Source organism: Streptomyces lydicus (assembly GCF_000717345.1).
GTDB classification, from domain to species: domain Bacteria; phylum Actinomycetota; class Actinomycetes; order Streptomycetales; family Streptomycetaceae; genus Streptomyces; species Streptomyces lydicus.
On record NZ_JNZA01000004.1, the window covers coordinates 223,410 to 239,850 of the forward strand.

The following is a 16,441-nucleotide window of genomic DNA, read 5'->3' on the forward strand; positions in this document are numbered from 1 at the left end:
TCGCCCCGGGCGGGGCACCGGCTTCCCACCCTCCGGTCAGCGCCCCTGGAGACGTTCGATGATGGTGACGTTGGCCTGGCCGCCGCCCTCGCACATGGTCTGGAGACCGAACCGGCCGCCGGTGCGCTCCAGTTCGTGCAGCAGCGTCGTCATCAGCCGGACGCCGGTCGCGCCGAGTGGGTGCCCCAGGGCGATCGCGCCGCCGTTGACGTTGACCCGCTCGGGATCGGCGCCGGTCTCCTTCAGCCAGGCCAGCACGACCGGGGCGAACGCCTCGTTGATCTCGACCAGATCGATGTCGTCGAGGGTCATGCCGGCCTTCTTCAGCGCGTACGCCGTCGCCGGGATGGGGGCGGTCAGCATCCGGATCGGGTCCTCGCCGCGCACCGACAGATGGTGGATGCGGGCCCGCGGGGTCAGGCCGTGCTCGGCCACCGCCCGCCCGGAGGCGAGCAGCAGCGCGGCCGCGCCGTCGGAGACCTGCGAGGAGACCGCCGCGGTGAGCCGGCCGCCCTCGACGACCGGCGGCAGGGCGGCCATCTTCTCCAGGGACGTGCCGCGGCGCGGGCCCTCGTCGGCGGTGACCGGCCCGAAGGGGACGATCTCGCGGTCGAAGCGGCCCTCGTCGAGGGCGCGGACGGCCCGCTGGTGGGAGCGCAGTGCGTACTCCTCCATGTCCCGGCGGGTGAGGTGCCAGCGGGCGGCGATCAGTTCGGCGCCGTGGAACTGGTTGACGGGGGCGTCGCCGTAGCGGGCCCGCCAGCCCTCCGAGCCGGCGAACGGGCCGTCGGTGAGGCCCAGCGGCTCGGCGGCCTGCCGGCTGGCGAAGGCGATCGGGACCTGCGACATGTTCTGCACACCGCCGGCGACGACCAGGTCCTGGGTGCCGGAGAGCACGCCCTGCGCGGCGAAGTGGACGGCCTGCTGGGAGGAGCCGCACTGCCGGTCGACGGTGACGCCGGGGACCTCCTCGGGCAGGCCGGCGGCCAGCCAGCACGTGCGGGCGATGTCCCCGGCCTGCGGCCCGACCGCGTCCAGGCAGCCGAAGACCACGTCCTCGACGGCGGCCGGGTCGGCGCCGGTGCGCTCCATCAGCGCGGTCAGCACATGGGCACCCAGGTCGGCGGGGTGGACGGCCGACAGGCCGCCGCCCTTCTTGCCGACGGGGGTACGGACCGCGCCGACGATGTATGCCTCGGGCATGGTGTCTCCTCGGTCAGATTCTGCGGACGTGCCGGCCGGTTCCGCAAGGCGCGGCCGCCGCGCGCCCGCGGCAGGCCGCTCAGGCGTGCTGGGAGCTGACGGACACGGTTTCGCCGGTCATGTACGAGGCGTAGTCGCCGGCCAGGAAGACGATGACGTTGGCGACCTCCCAGGGCTCGGCGTACCGGCCGAACGCCTCCCGCTCGGTGAGTTCGGCGAGCAGCTCGGGGGTGGTGACCTTCACCAGGTGCGGGTGCATGGCGAGGCTCGGCGCTACCGCGTTGATCCGTACGCCGTAGCCGGCGGCCTCCAGCGCGGCGCAGCGGGTCAGTGCCATCACCCCGGCCTTGGCGGCGGCGTAGTGGGCCTGGCCGCGCTGGGCGCGCCAGCCGACGACGGAGGCGTTGTTGACGATCACCCCGCCGCGGCCGGCGCTCCGCATCCGGCGCAGGGCGGCGCGGGTACAGCGGAAGGTGCCGTTCAGGGTGACGTCGAGGACGGTGCTCCACTGGGCGTCGGTCATGTCGGCGAGGTCGGCGGTGCCGCCGAGTCCGGCGTTGTTGACCACGATGTCGAGCCGGCCGTGGCGTTCCTCGGCGAGCGCGAGCAGGGCGCCGACCTGGTCCTCGTCGGTGACGTCGCAGGGCAGTGCGGCCACCCGGTCCGCGCCGAACTCGCCGGCCAGCGCCGCGGCGCTCTCCGTCAGCCGCCTCGCATGGGAGTCGCCGACGACGATCCGGGCGCCCTCCTCCAGGAAGCGGCGAGCGGTGGCGCCCCCGATGCCGGCGCCGGCGGCCGCGGTGATGACGGCGCTGCGGCCGGCGAGCAGCTGGTGGCCGGGCACATAGCGGGGCGGTGTCATACGCGGGCCTCCTCCGGCGGGTGCGCGCGGGCGCGGGGGCCTCGACGCTGCGGATGGCCGTACGTTAACCTACCAAACACTTGTTAGGGAAGGAGGGGCGGATGCCCGCTGCCCAGGACGAGGAGCCCGTGCGCTACGAGCGCCACGGTCCGCTCGCCACCGTCACCATGAACCGCCCGGACTACCGCAACGCCCAGAATTCCGCGATGACGTACGCTCTCGACCGCGCCTTCTACCGCGCCGCGGACGACAACGAGGTCAAGGTCATCGTGCTGGCCGGCGCGGGCCGGCACTTCTCCGCCGGCCATGACATCGGCACCCCCGAGCGCGACGCGCACCTCCCCTTCGACCGCACCGCCGGTCTGTGGTGGGACCACTCCGACAAGGCGGGCGCGGAGAGCAGGTTCGCCCGCGAGTCCGAGGTCTATCTGGGCATGTGCCGCCGCTGGCGCGAGCTGCCCAAGCCGGTGCTCGCCTCGGTCCAGGGGGCCTGTGTGGCGGGCGGGTTGATGCTCGCCTGGGTCTGCGACCTGATCATCGCCTCCGAGGACGCGTTCTTCGCCGACCCGGTGGTACGGATGGGCATCCCCGGCGTCGAGTTCTTCGCCCACCCGTGGGTGATGCCGCCGCGGATCGCCAAGGAGTTCCTCTACACCGGCGACCGGATGACCGCTCGGCGCGCGTACGAGGTGGGCATGGTCAACCGCGTCGTACCGCGTGACGAACTGACGCTTCGCACAAGGGAGTTGGCGCTGCGCATCGCCGAGATGCCGCGGCTCGGACTGGCCCTGACCAAGCGGGCGGTCAACCAGGCCGAGGACCTTCAGGGCCTGCACACCGGCCTGGACTCGGTGTTCGGCCTGCACCACCTCGCGCACGCGCACAACGCCGAGACCGCCGCGGACCCGCTGGGCGGCATGGACATCCGCGCGATGCGGCAGCACTCCGCGGACCGTGCGCCCTCGTCACGGGAGGCGGGGGCCTGATGGACCTCGGCTTCTCCGCCGCGGAACACGCCTTCCGCGACGAGGCCCGCTCCTGGCTCGCCGGTCATGTGCCCGCGACCCCGCTGCCGTCGCTGGAGACCGCGGAGGGCTTCGCCGCCCACCGGGAGTGGGAGCGCACCCTCTTCGCGGACCGCTGGTCGGTGGTCACCTGGCCCGAGGAGCACGGCGGCCGCGGCGCCTCGCTCGTGCAGTGGCTGCTCTTCGAGGAGGAGTACCACGCCGCGGGCGCCCCCGGCCGGGTCGCCCAGAACGGCATCAGCCTCCTCGCCCCCACCCTCTTCGAGCACGGCACCGACGAGCAGCGCGCCCGCGTGCTGCGCCCCATGGCGAGCGGCGAGGTCGTCTGGGCGCAGGCGTGGTCGGAACCGGAGTCCGGCTCGGACCTGGCCTCGCTGCGCTCGACGGCGACCCGGACGACGGGCGGCTGGCTGCTCGACGGACAGAAGACCTGGTCGTCGCGGGCCGCCTTCGCCGACCGCGCATTCGGCCTGTTCCGCAGCGACCCGGACACCGCACGGCCGCACCAGGGGCTGACGTATCTGATGTTCCCGCTGGACGCACCGGGCGTGACGGTACGGCCGATCGGCCGCCTCGACGGCAAGCCCGCCTTCGCCGAACTCTTCCTCGACGAGGTGTTCGTGCCCGACGCGGACGTCATCGGGGAGCCGGGGCAGGGCTGGCGGGTCGCGATGAGCACCGCGGGCAACGAGCGTGGCCTGACACTGCGCAGCCCGGGCCGCTACACGGCGGCCGCCGAGCGGCTGGCCGCGCTGTGGCGCGCGGCGCCGGCCGGGACCGATCCGGCCCTCGGCGGCCGGGTGGCCGACGCCCTCACCGGCGCCCGCGCCTACCAGCTGTTCGCCTACGCCCAGGCGTCCCGGCTGGCGGCCGGGCACTCCCTGGGCGCGGAGCCTAGCCTGAACAAGGTCTTCTGGTCCGAGCTGGACCTCGCACTGCACGAGACGGCGCTGGAACTGCTGGGCCCGTACGGAGCGCTCTCCGACGAGGCCGTCGAGGCACCGGCGCACGGGAGTTGGGCCGAGGGCTACACCTTCGCGCTCGCCGGGCCGATCTACGCGGGCACCAACGAGATCCAGCGCGACATCATCGCCGAGCGGCTGCTCGGCCTGCCGAAGGGACGCCGGTGATGCGCTTCCTCCTCACCGACGAGCAACGGGAGTTCGCCCGCGCGCTGGACGGCATGCTGGGGGCGGCCGGGGTCCCGGCGGCGGCACGCGCCTGGGCGTCCGGCGAGCACAAGCCCGGCCGCGCGCTGTGGGCACGGCTCGCGCAGGCCGGGGTGTTCGGCCTCGCGGTACCCGAACGGTACGCCGGGGCCGGCCGGCTTCCCGTCGAACTCGCGGTGGCCTTCGTGGAGTTGGGGCGGCATGCGGTACCGGGCCCGGTGGTGGAGACGGTGGCGTCGGCGGCGTTCCTCACGCGGCTGGGCGACGCGGGTGCGGCCGGTGCGGCCGCCGCCGGGGAGTGGCTGCCGCGGATCGCCGCCGGTGACACCGTGCTCAGCCTGGCCGCCGGGGCGCCGTACGCGCTGGACGCGGACGCCGCCGACGCCGTACTGGTCGTCGAGGGCGACACGGTACGCCGCACGGACGCCCACGGGCCGGTGCAGCCCTCCCTCGACCCGGTCCGGCGGCTGTCCCGCCCGCTCGGCGGCACCGTGCTGGCCCGTGACCCGGCGGTGAGCGCGGCGGCCGCCCACGCGCGCGACCTCGCCCGGCTGGCCACCGCCGCCCAGTCGCTCGGCCTCGGCCGGGCGCTGCTGGCGGCCACCGTCGCCCACGTCAAGCAGCGCACCCAGTTCGCGGTGCCCCTCGGCTCCTTCCAGGCGGTCAAGCACCGGCTGGCGGACGCGCTCATCGGACTGGAGCTGGCCGAGCCACTGGTGTACGCGGCGGCGCTGGCGGTGGCGGCCGGCGCCCCCTCGGCCGGACGCGAGGTGGCGGCGGCGAAGGCCGCGGCGGGCGAGGCCGGTTACGCCACGGCCCGTACGGCCCTCCAACTCCACGGCGCCGTCGGCTACACCGAGGAGCTGGACCTCTCCCTGTGGATCCGCAAGGCCCGACCGCTGCGGGACGCCTGGGGGACGCCCGCCGAGTGCCGCACGCGGGTGCTCGAGGGCTGACGGGGTGCCGCTGTCCGTCCCTCTGCCGCGGCGCTCTGGACGCCGATCGGCGCCGCTGGGACGATCGAACGCCCGAGGTTTGACTCCTGAGTTCGGGGATGGCGATGCCCAGCATGCAGGCTGCAGGCCGTTGGATGGTTGCGGTGTTCTTGTCAGCAGGGCTGTCCGCCTGCGCCGCCGGCAAGCCGGCTCCGGACCGACCCACGCCGGGCAGGAGTGTGTCCGAGGACGGATCGCAGACCTCCGCCGGAACTTCGGATGCCTCCGGTGGCGGCCATTTCGTGTTCTACACCTACCGTGCCAGTGCCGGGGTCGAATACCTGGATCTCCTCGACTGGACGACGCACCCTGATGGAACGGTCGCCGGCACCTACACAGCCGTGTTGCTGTCGAAGGGCTCCCCCGGCGGTGAAAAGCGAAGTCCGCACTCCTTGACGGGGACTCAGCAGGGCAGCAGCGTCACCCTGATTCCGGCCGGCATCAGCGGCCCTCCGGTGCACGGCAGGATCAGTGGCGACACGCTGACCACGGACTCGGACCTGAGCGCCGAGACCTTCACGTACAAGGCCACGGATCCAGCCGGCTTCGACAAGATCGTCAGCCGTGACAAGGCGACCCCTCCCCCGGACGGCGAGGAGATGTCGCCGGGCCCCACCAAGGCGGGCCCCACCCCATCTCCGTAAGTCCGCACGCCTGACGTTGAACTAATAATCCATCATGATCCGCAACGGCAATTTCGGCTGGGGTGACTGCACGCCGGGCCGAGTGGCGTCCACCGCTCAGGTCCTCGTCAGGCTTGGCGGGGGTGGCGCTCCGTCTCGTCCAGGTCCGCCAACATCGCGTCGGCCAGGTCCCGTTCGGAGGCGTAGAACCGCTCCGACCACTTCAGGACCAGCGCGGGGTGGGCCCAGGTGCCCTCCGTGCGGGCGCGCTCGGCGTCCGCCTCGGCGCGCCGTCGCATGCGTTCCGCGTAGTCCCGGTGGCTGCCGAGCACTTCCCGCATCCGCTCGCCCTCCAGCAGATGGCCGAGCCACGCCCGCAGCATCACACCGTGCTTGAGGACCGGCGGCTCCACCGGTGCCTCCCGCGCCCAGTGCCGGACCGCCGCCAGGCCCACGTCGGTGATGACGTAGACGCGCTTGTCACGGTTGCCGGTCTCCTGGGCGACCAGCCGCGAGCTGACGCAGCCGGTCTTCTCCAGCCGTTTGAGCTCGCCGTAGATCTGGCTGAAGGACGGGCTCCAGTAGAAGAGGCCCAACGACCGGTCGGCCCGCTTCTTCAGGTCGTAACCCGACAGCTCCTCCCCGAAGGAGAGCAGGCCGAGCACCGCCCAGCCGGTCGCCGGCAGCGCTGGTTGCGCACCCTCGCCGGCGGGTACCGCACCGGCCTCCTTGTCCGTCACGGTCCGCAGTCTACGGTCCGGCTCCGCTGCGGTCCGTGACGGCCGTCGCCAACTCCCCTCCGTGACCTGCTTCTTGTCGCCGGGATCCGGTGTCGCCGGCAGGGGGCGGTCCGTTGCCCGGGAAGGCGCGGCACGGGACGGCCCGTACGGCCCGTATCGCCCGTACGGCCACGGTCCACCCGGGAGGCCGCACCGGCGGGCGGCGGACCCGCGTCCCCGCCGCGGGTGGCCTCGCGGCGCGGTGTTGCCCGTGCCCCGCGCGCAGGAGTGCGGACCGCCGCCCGGCGGCCAATAGTGGAGGAGTGAGGCCGCAGCAGGGAGCCTCCCCGCGGCGGGCGCGCGGGCGGGCGGCCGACGGGCCCGCCGCGGCGTGGCCGGGCGGGCTGCGCCGCCTGCCGGAGCGCGCCGGGGAGTTCGTGCGCGGCCACCGGGCGGTGGTCGGCAATGCGGTGCGCGTGACCGCCGCGTCCTGTGTCGCCTTCTACATCTGCCGCTACGGCCTCGACCGGGCCGTGATGTCCGTCTACGCCACGTTCACCGTGGTCTCGCTCGGCGCGCTCGCCCGCATCCCCGGGTCCGGACGCCAGCGCGCCGCCACCGTCCTGACCGCGCTCCCGGCCGGCCTGGTGCTCATCACCCTGGGCACCCTGCTCGCCGTACGGACCTGGGCGGCCGTCCTCGGGATGCTCGTCGTCGGCTTCCTGGTGGCCTACGCGGGCACCACCGGACCGCGGATCGCCGGCGCGGCGCCCGGCATGCAGCTGCTGTACATCCTTCCGTGCTTCCCGCCCTACGCCCCGGACACCCTCGGCCAGCGGCTCCTCGGCTTCCTGCTGGGCGCCGTCCTGCTCGCGGCCGCCCAGCGGATCCTGCTGCCCGAACCGGACACCCCGCCCTTCCGCCGGCTGCTGGCCGGGGCCGCCGAGGCGGCCGCCGACCTGGCCGGGCACCACGGCGGGCCCGTCCCGGAGCCGGTGCTCGCGCGGGCCCGTACCGCCGCCGACGCCCTGCGCCCCGCCCGGATACCCCCCGCCGACCTGCCCGCCGCCCCTTCCCTCGCACACAAGGCCATGGCCCACGCGGCGGAGGCGGTGCGCACCCTGCTGAACCGGCTGGACGCGCTGCACACCGCGGCCGGCTCGCAGCACGCCTACCGGCCGGAGACGACCGCGCTGCTCCGGGCCGTCGGCGACGCGGCTCGCGAGGCGGCGGCGGCGCTGCGGCACGGCGCGCGGCTGCCGCCGGGCGAGGGTCCCCGGGCCGGGCCGCTGCAGAGCGAACTGGCCCCGGTGCGCACCCACCGGGCCCTGGACACCCTGGGGCGGCTGAGCGCCGACGACCGGCTGACCTATCTGCGCCGCCGGTCCCTGGTCGTGCAGGCCGCCGACTCCGCGGTCGTCCTGGTGCTGGCCACCCGGCTGCTGCTGGGCGACCGCGACGTCGACCAGGACCCCGCCGGACACGCCTTCGCCTACGCCCGTGCGCACGCCGCCGAGCTGTGGTGGCGGCGGCTGACCACCCACCTCACGCCGCGTTCGGTGATCTTCCAGAACGCCTGCCGGTTCGCGCTGGGCCTCGCCGCGGCCCGGGCCGTCGCCGGACTCCTCGATCTGCAGCACGGCTTCTGGGTCCTGCTGGCGACGCTGACGCTGACCCGTACGACGAGCCTGGAGACCCGCTCGGCGGTCCGGCAGGCGCTGCTCGGGACGCTGATCGGTGCGGTGGTGGCCGGCGGGCTGCTGGCGGTGGCGCACAACCACGGGGCGGTGTACGCGGTGCTGCTGCCGCTGGTGATGCTGCTGGCGTTCACGGCGGGCCCGCTGCGCGGTCTGGCCTGGGCGCAGGGCGGCTTCACGCTGGTCGTGGCGGTGCTGTTCGCGCAGGTCGCCCCGGTCACCTGGCAGCTCGCCCCGGTCCGGCTGGAGGACGTGCTGGCCGGCAGCCTGATCGGCCTGGTCTGCGGCCTGGCGGCCTGGCCGCGGGGCGCGGCGCCCGAGGTGCGCCGGAACATGGCGGCGCTGTGCCAGGCCGTCGCCGACGGGATCGGGCGGACCGCCGCCCTCGTCGCCGACCGTGCCGGTGCGGCCGACGGCGGGGCCGGCATCCTCGCGCTCAACCGGGCGATGATGCTCGCGCAGGAGAGCCTGGCGCAGTACCAGAGTGAGCCGCGGGAGCGGACCGCCCGGCAGCCGGACTGGCCCGCGGTGCTGGTCGCCGGCGCGGACGCCCGGCGTGGTGAACGGCTGCTGCCGGGCCGCCCCGGCCGGATCACCCCGCACGAGGTCGGTGCCTGGCTGCGGCAGGCCGCCGAGTCCACCGCGGCCGACTACCGCGCCCTCGCCCGGCACCTGCGCACCGGCGACGGGCCGCCCGAGGTGCTCCCCCGGCCGCTCGACCTGGGCGCCCTGCTGGCGGTCGCCCCGCCGGTACCGCCGGCCGGGGCGGCCCCGCCGGCCCGGGCGGACTCCGCCGCGCTGCTGGTCGACTCGGTCATCTGGCTCGACGCGCTGACCGCCGATCTGGCCCGCATCCACCGGGAGATGTGACCCCCGGGTGGCACCACCCACCGGGTGAGGTGGACGGGGCGGCCGGGGCGTCGGCGCGCGCTGCGGATCAGCCGGAGCCGTTCGGCAGCCATTCGAGCAGCAGGATGGTGGCGTCGTCGGTGAGGACGTCGTCCTGCCCCTCCACGAGGGAGTGGATCAGCTGCCGGAGCGCCTCGGCGGCGAGCTCCCCGGCGGCGGTGGCCCGGATGATCGAGTCGGTGAAGCCCTGGATCCCGAGAAAGGAGCCGTCGGGCTTACGGGCCTCGGTCACGCCGTCGGTGTACAGCAGCACCCGGTCTCCCGGTTCCAGCGCCTCCCGGTGGACCCGGCGAGGGGCGTCCGCCAGTTTCGCGGGGGTGCCCATGGGAGGTTCCTCGGGCCGTTCCAGTGCCTTGTCGAGGACCTGGTGGTCGCGGATCAGCAGGGGTGGCGGGTGGCCGCAGTTGCACCAGGTCAGCACGCCGTCGGCCAGGTCCAGCTGGGCGGCGATGCCACTGCAGAACTGGTCGGGCAGCCAGTCGGCGAGCACGTCGTCGATGGTCCGGACGAGCGTGGGGAGCGCGGCGTCCCGGCGTCGGGCGCTGCGGCAGCCGGCCATGGCGAGGGCGGAGGTCATGCCGGAGGCGAGGTTGTGGCCCATGGCGTCGAGGATCACCGCGTGCAGCGTCGACTCCGTCAGCGCGTGGTCGAAGGCGTCGCCGCCCAGTTCGTAGGCGGGTTCCAGCACCGCGGTGGAGACGGCCCGTCCGCCGCCGATCGTGCGCGGCGGCAGCAGCGAGCGCACCAGCTCCGCGGGCAGCGTCATGGTCGCCGTACGGGTCTGCTGGACCAACCGGTCGCTGAACGCGCGCTTCGACGTGAGCGCCATGGCCAGGACGGCCGCCAGCGTCCGGCAGCGCCGCAGCAGCAAGCCGTCCAGCGACCGTGTGTGGATGCCGACCACGCCCAGCCGGTCCGCGCCGTCCATCAGCGGCAGCCAGACGATCAGCGGGCCGGTGGGGGTCTCCTCGATGCGCAGCGAGAGCGTGCGGTAGGCCCACCCCGCCAGCGAGGAGTCCACCGGGAGCGGCTCCCCGCCGGCCGGCGGGGTCAGCTGCCGCTGCTGGAGGTCCACGAGGTAGAAGGCGACCCGCTGCATGCCGAGCTGTGCGGCACAGCGGTCGACGAGGGCGGGCAGCTTCGTCGCGGGGGTGGTGGGGAGGGCGGTCAGGAAGTCCTGGAGCAGGTACTCGCCGTCACCGGTCAGCTGACTCGCCTCCGCCCTCCCGTGGTCCTCCGGGCCCCGAGGGGCTCCGTTCTGACAGTGAGCAAAGTGCGTGGGTCGCGGGCCCGCCATCCGGACGCGCCATCCGGCGGACCGGGCGGGGCGGCCGGACGCCGGTTTCAGTCGAGAAGGCCGGCGACCGTGCGCAGATCGGTGACCAGACCGGCATACGCCTCGGCGCGGTCGTCGGACCGCAGGATCGCCGAGGGGTGGACGGTGGCCACCGCCAGCCCGTGTTCGCTCTCGACCGGTGTGCCGCGCTCCTTGGTCACCCGGAACGAGGGCCCGAGCAGGGCCTTGGCGGCGGTGGCGCCGAGCACCACGATCACCTCGGGGGCGACCAGCTGCAGTTCGGCGTACAGCCAGGGCCGGCAGGCGGTCATCTCGCGCAGGCTCGGCGCCTTGTGGATGCGGCGCTTGCCGCGGGCCGCCACGGTGAACTTGAAGTGTTTGACCGCGTTGGTGAAGTACGCCTGGTCCTCCTCCAGCCCGGCCTCGGCCATGGCCGTGCGCAGCAGCCGCCCGGCCGGCCCCACGAAGGGCTCTCCCTGGCGGTCCTCCTGGTCACCGGGCTGCTCCCCGACGAGCACCGTCCGCGCGGAGGAGGTGCCCGCTCCGAAGACCGTCTGGGTGGCCTCCCGGTGCAGCGGGCAGCCCCGGCACCCGGCCGCCGCCCGGCGGTGCGCCGGCAGCCCGCCGCGGGCGGGCAGGTACGGGGTGGCGTCGTACCGCTGGTCGGAGTCGTCCGGCTCGCTCCCGGCCGTCCCGGTGTTCGTGCTCGGCATCGCGCTGGCCTCCGTCGTCGCCCGGCCTGCCCGGCTGTGCACCGCTACGGGTTCCCGGCGGGTGCCGTGGCTAACGCCAGGCCGCCCGCATTGCGCCGGATGCGCGGCGCCGGGGCCCGCCCCGCCCGGGTGCGGACGGCTGTGTTGGCCCTGATCCTGAAGCAGTGGAGTGGCGTGTGACGTCCGGTCTCCCGGGCATCCGCGAGGGCAGGAACACGAGAGCAGCACAAGGAGCCCGACAAGCACCGACAAGGCAGCATGTCGCGGTACCGCCGTGACAGCGGAACGGACACACATGAGCAACGGACACGTGGGTCCGGAGGGTTACGGCCCGGACCCGTTCGGTGAATTCCTCGCCCGCTTCTTCGGGGGCGGCGCGAAGTCCGGGAGCAGGGACGCCGGGCAGCCCATGCCCCGGCAGGCGGACATCGCGCGGCTGATGAGCGGCTCCGCCCGGGAGCTGGTGACCTCCGCCGCCGCGTACGCCGCCGAGCACGGCAGTCCCGAGCTCGGCACCGAGCACCTGCTGCGGGCCGCCCTGGCCGCCGAGCCGACCCGCACCATGCTGCAGCGCGCCGGGGCGGACCCCGACGCGCTGGCGGCCGAGATCGACCGCACCGCGGGCAGCGGCCCCCAGCAGTCCAGCGTGGCGGTGACCCCGGCGGTCAAGCGGGCGCTGCTGGGCGCCCATGAGCTGGCGCGGGACAACGGGGCGTCGTACATCGGCCCGGAGCACGTGCTGGACGCGCTGGCGGCCAACCCGGACTCGGCGGCCGGCCGCATCCTGAACCTCGCGCACTTCGAGCCGCAGGCCAACCCGCCGGGCGGCCCCGGGCACCCGCCGCACCCGGGCGGTGAGCACAGCACCCCGCCCAAGCACGACACCCCGACCCTCGACAAGTACAGCCGCGATCTGACCGATCTCGCCCGGGCGGGCCGGATAGATCCGGTCATCGGCCGCGACGAGCAGATCGAGCAGGCCATCGAGGTGCTCTCCCGGCGCGGGAAGAACAATCCGGTGCTGGTCGGCGATGCCGGCGTCGGCAAGACGGCGATCGTGGAGGGACTGGCGCAGCGGCTGGCCGACGGGGAGGTGCCGGAGAACCTGGCGGGACGCCGGGTGGTCGCCCTGGATCTGACCGCGGTGCTCGCCGGCACCCGTTACCGCGGTGACTTCGAGGAGCGGATGAACGGGATCATGGAGGAGGTCCGGACGCACCCGGACTCGCTGATCGTCTTCATCGACGAGCTGCACACGGTGGTCGGGGCCGGCGGCGGCAGCGGCGAGGGCGGTTCGCTGGAGGCCAGCAACATGCTCAAGCCCGCGCTGGCACGCGGGGAGATGCACGTCATCGGGGCGACCACGCTGGAGGAGTACCGGCGGCACATCGAGAAGGACGCCGCGCTCGCCCGCCGCTTCCAGCCAATCCTGGTGCCCGAGCCGAGCGTCGCCGACACGGTGGAGATCCTGCGCGGCCTCCAGGACCGCTACGAGGCCCACCATCAGGTCCGTTACACCCCTGAGGCGCTGCTCGCCGCGGTCGAGCTCTCCGACCGCTACATCACGCACCGCTTCCTGCCCGACAAGGCCATCGACCTGATCGACCAGGCGGGCGCCCGGGTCCGGCTCCGTTCGGGCGGCAAGACCACCGACGTGCGCGCGCTGGAGCAGGAGGTGGAGCAGCTGGCCGTCGACAAGGACCAGGCGGTCGCCTCGGAGCAGTACGAACGGGCCACCGAGCTGCGGGACCGGATCTCGACCCTCACCGCCCGGATCGACGCCGAGCGGGGGACGCAGCCGAGCGGCGACGGGCGGATCGTGGAGGTCACCGCCGAGGACGTCGCCGAGATCGTGTCGCGGCAGACCGGCGTGCCCGTCAGCAGCCTGACGCAGGAGGAGAAGGAGCGGCTGCTGGGGCTGGAGGAACGGCTGCACACCCGGGTGATCGGCCAGAACGACGCCGTCACCGCGGTGTCCGAGGCGATCCTGCGCTCGCGGGCCGGGCTCTCCGACCCCGACCGCCCGATCGGCAGCTTCCTCTTCCTGGGGCCCACCGGAGTGGGCAAGACCGAGCTGGCGAAGGCCCTCGCCGAGGCGTTGTTCGGCAGCGAGGACCGCATGGTGCGGCTGGACATGAGCGAGTATCAGGAGCGGCACACGGTCAGCCGGCTGGTGGGTGCGCCGCCCGGATACGTCGGCCACGAGGACGCCGGCCAGCTGACCGAGGCGGTGCGCCACCACCCGTATTCGCTGCTGCTGCTCGACGAGGTGGAAAAGGCCCACCCGGACGTCTTCAACATGCTGCTGCAGGTGCTCGACGACGGGCATCTGACGGACTCCCAGGGCCGGCGGATCGATTTCAAGAACACCGTCATCGTGATGACCAGCAACCTCGGTTCGGACGCGCTCAGCGGCGGGCGCGGCGTGCTGGGCTTCGGCGCGGACTCCGCCGAGGGCGAGGGTGGCGACGCGGCGCGCGGGCGGGCGCTGGCCAGCCTGCGCGAGCACTTCCGCCCAGAGTTCCTCAACCGGCTCGACGAGATCATCATCTTCCGCCGGCTGACCGACGAGCAGCTGCACGAGATCACCGCGCTGCTGCTGGCGGGCACCCGCCGCCGGCTGCACGGGCAGGACATCGCGGTGGACTTCACCCCCGAGGCGGTGGACTGGCTGACCCGGCGCGGTCACCAGCCCGAATTCGGCGCCCGGCCGCTGCGCCGCACCATCCAGCGCGAGGTCGACAACCCGCTCTCGCGGCTGCTGCTGGACGGCGCGCTGTCGCCCGGGGACAAGGTCGTCGTGGAGGTGCGGGACGGCGTGCTGGCGTTCCGTACGACGGAAAAGTCCTGAGAGGGAGGCCAGGGGTGGAGCCGCTGGGTCCGCGTCAGACGTCCGAGGGACGCGACGAGTCGCCCGAAGAGCGTGCCGACCGGCGGTGGATCGAACTGCTCCAGGAAGTGCGCGTCATCCAGACCGGTGTGCAGATCCTCTTCGGGTTCCTGCTCACCGTGGTCTTCACCCCGCGGTTCGTCACGCTCGGGACGGCCGACAAGGGCATCTACGTGGCGACGGTCCTGCTGGGGGCGGCCACGACGGGTGCGCTGCTCGGCACGGTGACCTTCCACCGGCTGGTCACCGGCCACCGTCTGAAGCCCGAGACGGTGGTGTGGGCGTCACGTCTGGCGCTGGTCGGGGTCGTGCTGCTGCTGGCGACGGTCACCTCGGCGCTGCTGCTGATCCTGCGGCTCGCGACGAGCCACTCCGCCGCCGTCCCGTGGACCGTCGGCGGGCTCATCGTGTGGTTCCTGCTGTGCTGGTTCGGGCTGCCGGCCTGGGTGCTGCGGCGCTATTCGGCCAAGGACTGAGTGCCGGCCCGGACGGCGGACGGCCGGCTGTCGCTTTCGTTTCCCACCGGGGAGGTTTTCATGACGGACAGCATCTGGGGCTACCGGGATTCCGCGGGCCACCGGGCCGGGACCGATCTGACCGGGTTCACGGTCGAGGCGATCGACGGCACCGTGGGGACCGTCGACGAGCACTCCGACGAGGCCGGTGCCGCCTATCTGGTCGTCGACACCAGAGTGTGGATCTTCGGGCGGCACATCCTGCTGCCGGCCGGCGTCATCTCGTCGATCGACTTCGACCGCGGCACGATCTACGTCGCCCGGACGAAGAAGGAGATCGAGGACTCACCGGAGTTCGACCGGGACCGGCACATCGGCGACGACGATTACCACCGGCTGCTGGCCGGGTACTACGGCGCGCCGCACACCTGAGCCACCGCGCCCTTGGTGCCGCGCGTCCTGCTGCGGCTTCACGCTCCGGCCGGCGCCGGACCGACCCGGCGCGGACGGCTCAGCAGGGCCGCACCGGCGAGCCCCGCGCTGATGATGGCCAGTGCCACCGCCATCATTTCGGGCCACATGCCGGCCTCGCCGAGGCCACCGCCCAGCGGGTTGAGGACCCCGGCCCGGGACAGCGCGTGCAGCGCGATGATGACCATGGCCGCCGCGGCGCTCACCGTCCAGACCAGGGCGGTGTCGCGCATCGCCAGCCAGCCCGCGAGCAGCAGGTAGACCAGCGCGATGGCCATCGACAGCCCGGCGGCCGCCTGGGCCCCGTGCAGGTGCGAGGCGTTCACCGGCAGGTGGCTCAGCCCGCACAGCGCGAGGGCCCCGGCCGCGGGCCAGCGCAGTACGGAACGCAGCACCCCGGGCATGGCGTATCCCGGCTGGCGGGACTCGTCGTGCCCGTTGGCCCACGCCGGGCCGCCGTGCTGCGGCGCGGTGCCGGCCGGACGTTGGGCCCACGGCGGGCGGTTGGGCGGCTGCGGCGGGGCGGAGTCCAGCCGGCCGGTGCCACCCGCGTGGGCGGCGTTGCCCAGCGGACGGACGTCCGGGTCGAGGACGTGCAGGGACGAGGTGGGCTCCGGCTCGGCGGGGCCCATGGGACCACCTGGCCCCATCGGACCACCGGGGCCACCGGGGCCGGGCGGGTAGGGGTCGGACATGCCGTAGGGATCGGGGGCGCCGTAGGGGTCCGCACCACCGTCCTCGGAGCGGTCGAACATCTCGATCAGCTGCGCGACCTCCTCGACGGATCTGCCCACCGCCGCGGCGCGCAGGGCGTCGCGGCCGGCCTCCACGGTGTGCGGGGTGGCCTGGAGGAGGTCGAAGAGCGCCGCCACATCGCTCACGGGGCGGGAGACGACCGCCATGCGCAGGGCTTCATCGCCGGGGTTGGGAACGTCACCGCTGCGCTTGAGCAGTTCCACCAGAGCGGCGACTTCCTCCAGGGGCCGGTGGGTGACTGCCTCCCACAGGAGGGTGCGGGCCGAGTTCTTCTCAGGGGTGTTGGGCGGAATGTGCTCGCCGTGTTCTGTCGATGACAGTTCGGCGTCGCCCCCACAAAGTGCTGGTTCGGATGACATGGAGGGACTCCACTGAACGATGGGGAGCGTCAAACACCAGAAGCGCTGACACTCAGCGGACGTTGTGCTGCTGTGCCACAGCCAACGTCCCTCTCGCCCGCTCTCGCCATTCAGGAAGGCCATACGGTGGAGACACGCCGAATTCCCCGGGCGCGCCGCGGTTCCGCGGCCTTCTACGATCCCGCTTCGTCGACTCCGGCCGCTTCCGCGGCCCGTCGGGCGACCTCCCGACGTGCCGCCGGCCGCCGGGCCTGATTCGCTGGTATATGCGGCCCCCCACCGCGCGACGACGGATCAC

Annotated in this window: 14 protein-coding genes; 8 read left to right on the forward strand and 6 right to left on the reverse strand. The window is 73.9% G+C overall.

Annotated elements, in window-relative coordinates; all coding sequences use genetic code 11:
* Positions 1-36: 36 nt before the first annotated feature.
* Positions 37-1,203 carry an acetyl-CoA C-acetyltransferase gene (locus OO62_RS05180; protein ID WP_033265959.1) on the reverse strand — a complete coding sequence of 389 codons (1,167 nt, stop codon included), beginning with the start codon at positions 1,201-1,203 and terminating at the stop codon, positions 37-39.
* Between the two features lie 79 nt (positions 1,204-1,282).
* Entirely contained in the window at positions 1,283-2,065 is a 783-nt protein-coding gene (locus tag OO62_RS05185) for an SDR family oxidoreductase (protein WP_033265960.1), read from the reverse strand.
* Between the two features lie 101 nt (positions 2,066-2,166).
* On the opposite strand from OO62_RS05185, the gene OO62_RS05190 reads away from it, so the two are divergent.
* From OO62_RS05190 to OO62_RS05205, 4 genes are all read left to right on the forward strand, one after another.
* Positions 2,167-3,051 carry an enoyl-CoA hydratase gene (locus OO62_RS05190; protein WP_033265961.1) on the forward strand — a complete coding sequence of 295 codons (885 nt, stop codon included), beginning with the start codon at positions 2,167-2,169 and terminating at the stop codon, positions 3,049-3,051.
* Positions 3,051-4,220, forward strand: coding sequence for an acyl-CoA dehydrogenase family protein (locus OO62_RS05195; protein ID WP_033265962.1), 1,170 nt, complete (start codon positions 3,051-3,053; stop codon positions 4,218-4,220). Before OO62_RS05190 ends, OO62_RS05195 begins: the two co-directional genes overlap by 1 nt.
* Entirely contained in the window at positions 4,220-5,215 is a 996-nt protein-coding gene (locus OO62_RS05200; protein ID WP_033265963.1) for an acyl-CoA dehydrogenase family protein, read from the forward strand. The genes OO62_RS05195 and OO62_RS05200 overlap by 1 nt, the downstream gene beginning before the upstream one ends.
* 98 nt (positions 5,216-5,313) lie before the next feature.
* Positions 5,314-5,898 (forward strand): hypothetical protein, encoded by a 585-nt coding sequence (locus tag OO62_RS05205; protein WP_129322940.1) that lies wholly within the window; start codon positions 5,314-5,316, stop codon positions 5,896-5,898.
* A gap of 107 nt (positions 5,899-6,005) precedes the next feature.
* Here the strand turns inward: OO62_RS05205 and OO62_RS05210 are convergent, their stop codons facing one another.
* Positions 6,006-6,626: a PadR family transcriptional regulator gene (locus OO62_RS05210; protein WP_398742073.1), complete on the reverse strand. Its 621-nt coding sequence runs from the start codon at positions 6,624-6,626 to the stop codon at positions 6,006-6,008.
* A 293-nt stretch (positions 6,627-6,919) separates the two neighbouring features.
* On the opposite strand from OO62_RS05210, the gene OO62_RS05215 reads away from it, so the two are divergent.
* A complete protein-coding gene (locus OO62_RS05215; RefSeq protein ID WP_051732736.1) occupies positions 6,920-9,163 on the forward strand; it encodes an FUSC family protein in 2,244 nt (747 codons plus the stop codon).
* Between the two features lie 67 nt (positions 9,164-9,230).
* Here the strand turns inward: OO62_RS05215 and OO62_RS05220 are convergent, their stop codons facing one another.
* Together OO62_RS05220 and OO62_RS05225 are read right to left on the reverse strand one after the other, a co-directional pair.
* Positions 9,231-10,499, reverse strand: a complete 1,269-nt coding sequence (locus OO62_RS05220; protein WP_078617018.1) for a PP2C family protein-serine/threonine phosphatase — start codon at positions 10,497-10,499, stop codon at positions 9,231-9,233.
* A 47-nt stretch (positions 10,500-10,546) separates the two neighbouring features.
* On the reverse strand, positions 10,547-11,212 hold the full coding sequence (locus tag OO62_RS05225; protein WP_033265966.1) for a UdgX family uracil-DNA binding protein: 666 nt from the start codon (positions 11,210-11,212) through the stop codon (positions 10,547-10,549).
* 295 nt (positions 11,213-11,507) lie between these two features.
* Between OO62_RS05225 and OO62_RS05230 the strand changes: the two genes are divergently transcribed.
* From OO62_RS05230 to OO62_RS05240, 3 genes are read left to right on the forward strand one after another with little or no spacing between them, the layout of a single operon-like run.
* Positions 11,508-14,063 (forward strand): ATP-dependent Clp protease ATP-binding subunit, encoded by a 2,556-nt coding sequence (locus tag OO62_RS05230; protein ID WP_033265967.1) that lies wholly within the window; start codon positions 11,508-11,510, stop codon positions 14,061-14,063.
* A 14-nt stretch (positions 14,064-14,077) separates the two neighbouring features.
* Positions 14,078-14,578, forward strand: coding sequence for a DUF6328 family protein (locus tag OO62_RS05235; protein ID WP_099873178.1), 501 nt, complete (start codon positions 14,078-14,080; stop codon positions 14,576-14,578).
* Between the two features lie 60 nt (positions 14,579-14,638).
* Positions 14,639-14,989, forward strand: a complete 351-nt coding sequence (locus OO62_RS05240; RefSeq protein WP_033266051.1) for a hypothetical protein — start codon at positions 14,639-14,641, stop codon at positions 14,987-14,989.
* 38 nt (positions 14,990-15,027) lie between these two features.
* On the opposite strand, the gene OO62_RS39460 is transcribed toward OO62_RS05240, so the two are convergent.
* Entirely contained in the window at positions 15,028-16,143 is a 1,116-nt protein-coding gene (locus OO62_RS39460) for a hypothetical protein (RefSeq protein WP_159031816.1), read from the reverse strand.
* Positions 16,144-16,441: the final 298 nt, after the last annotated feature.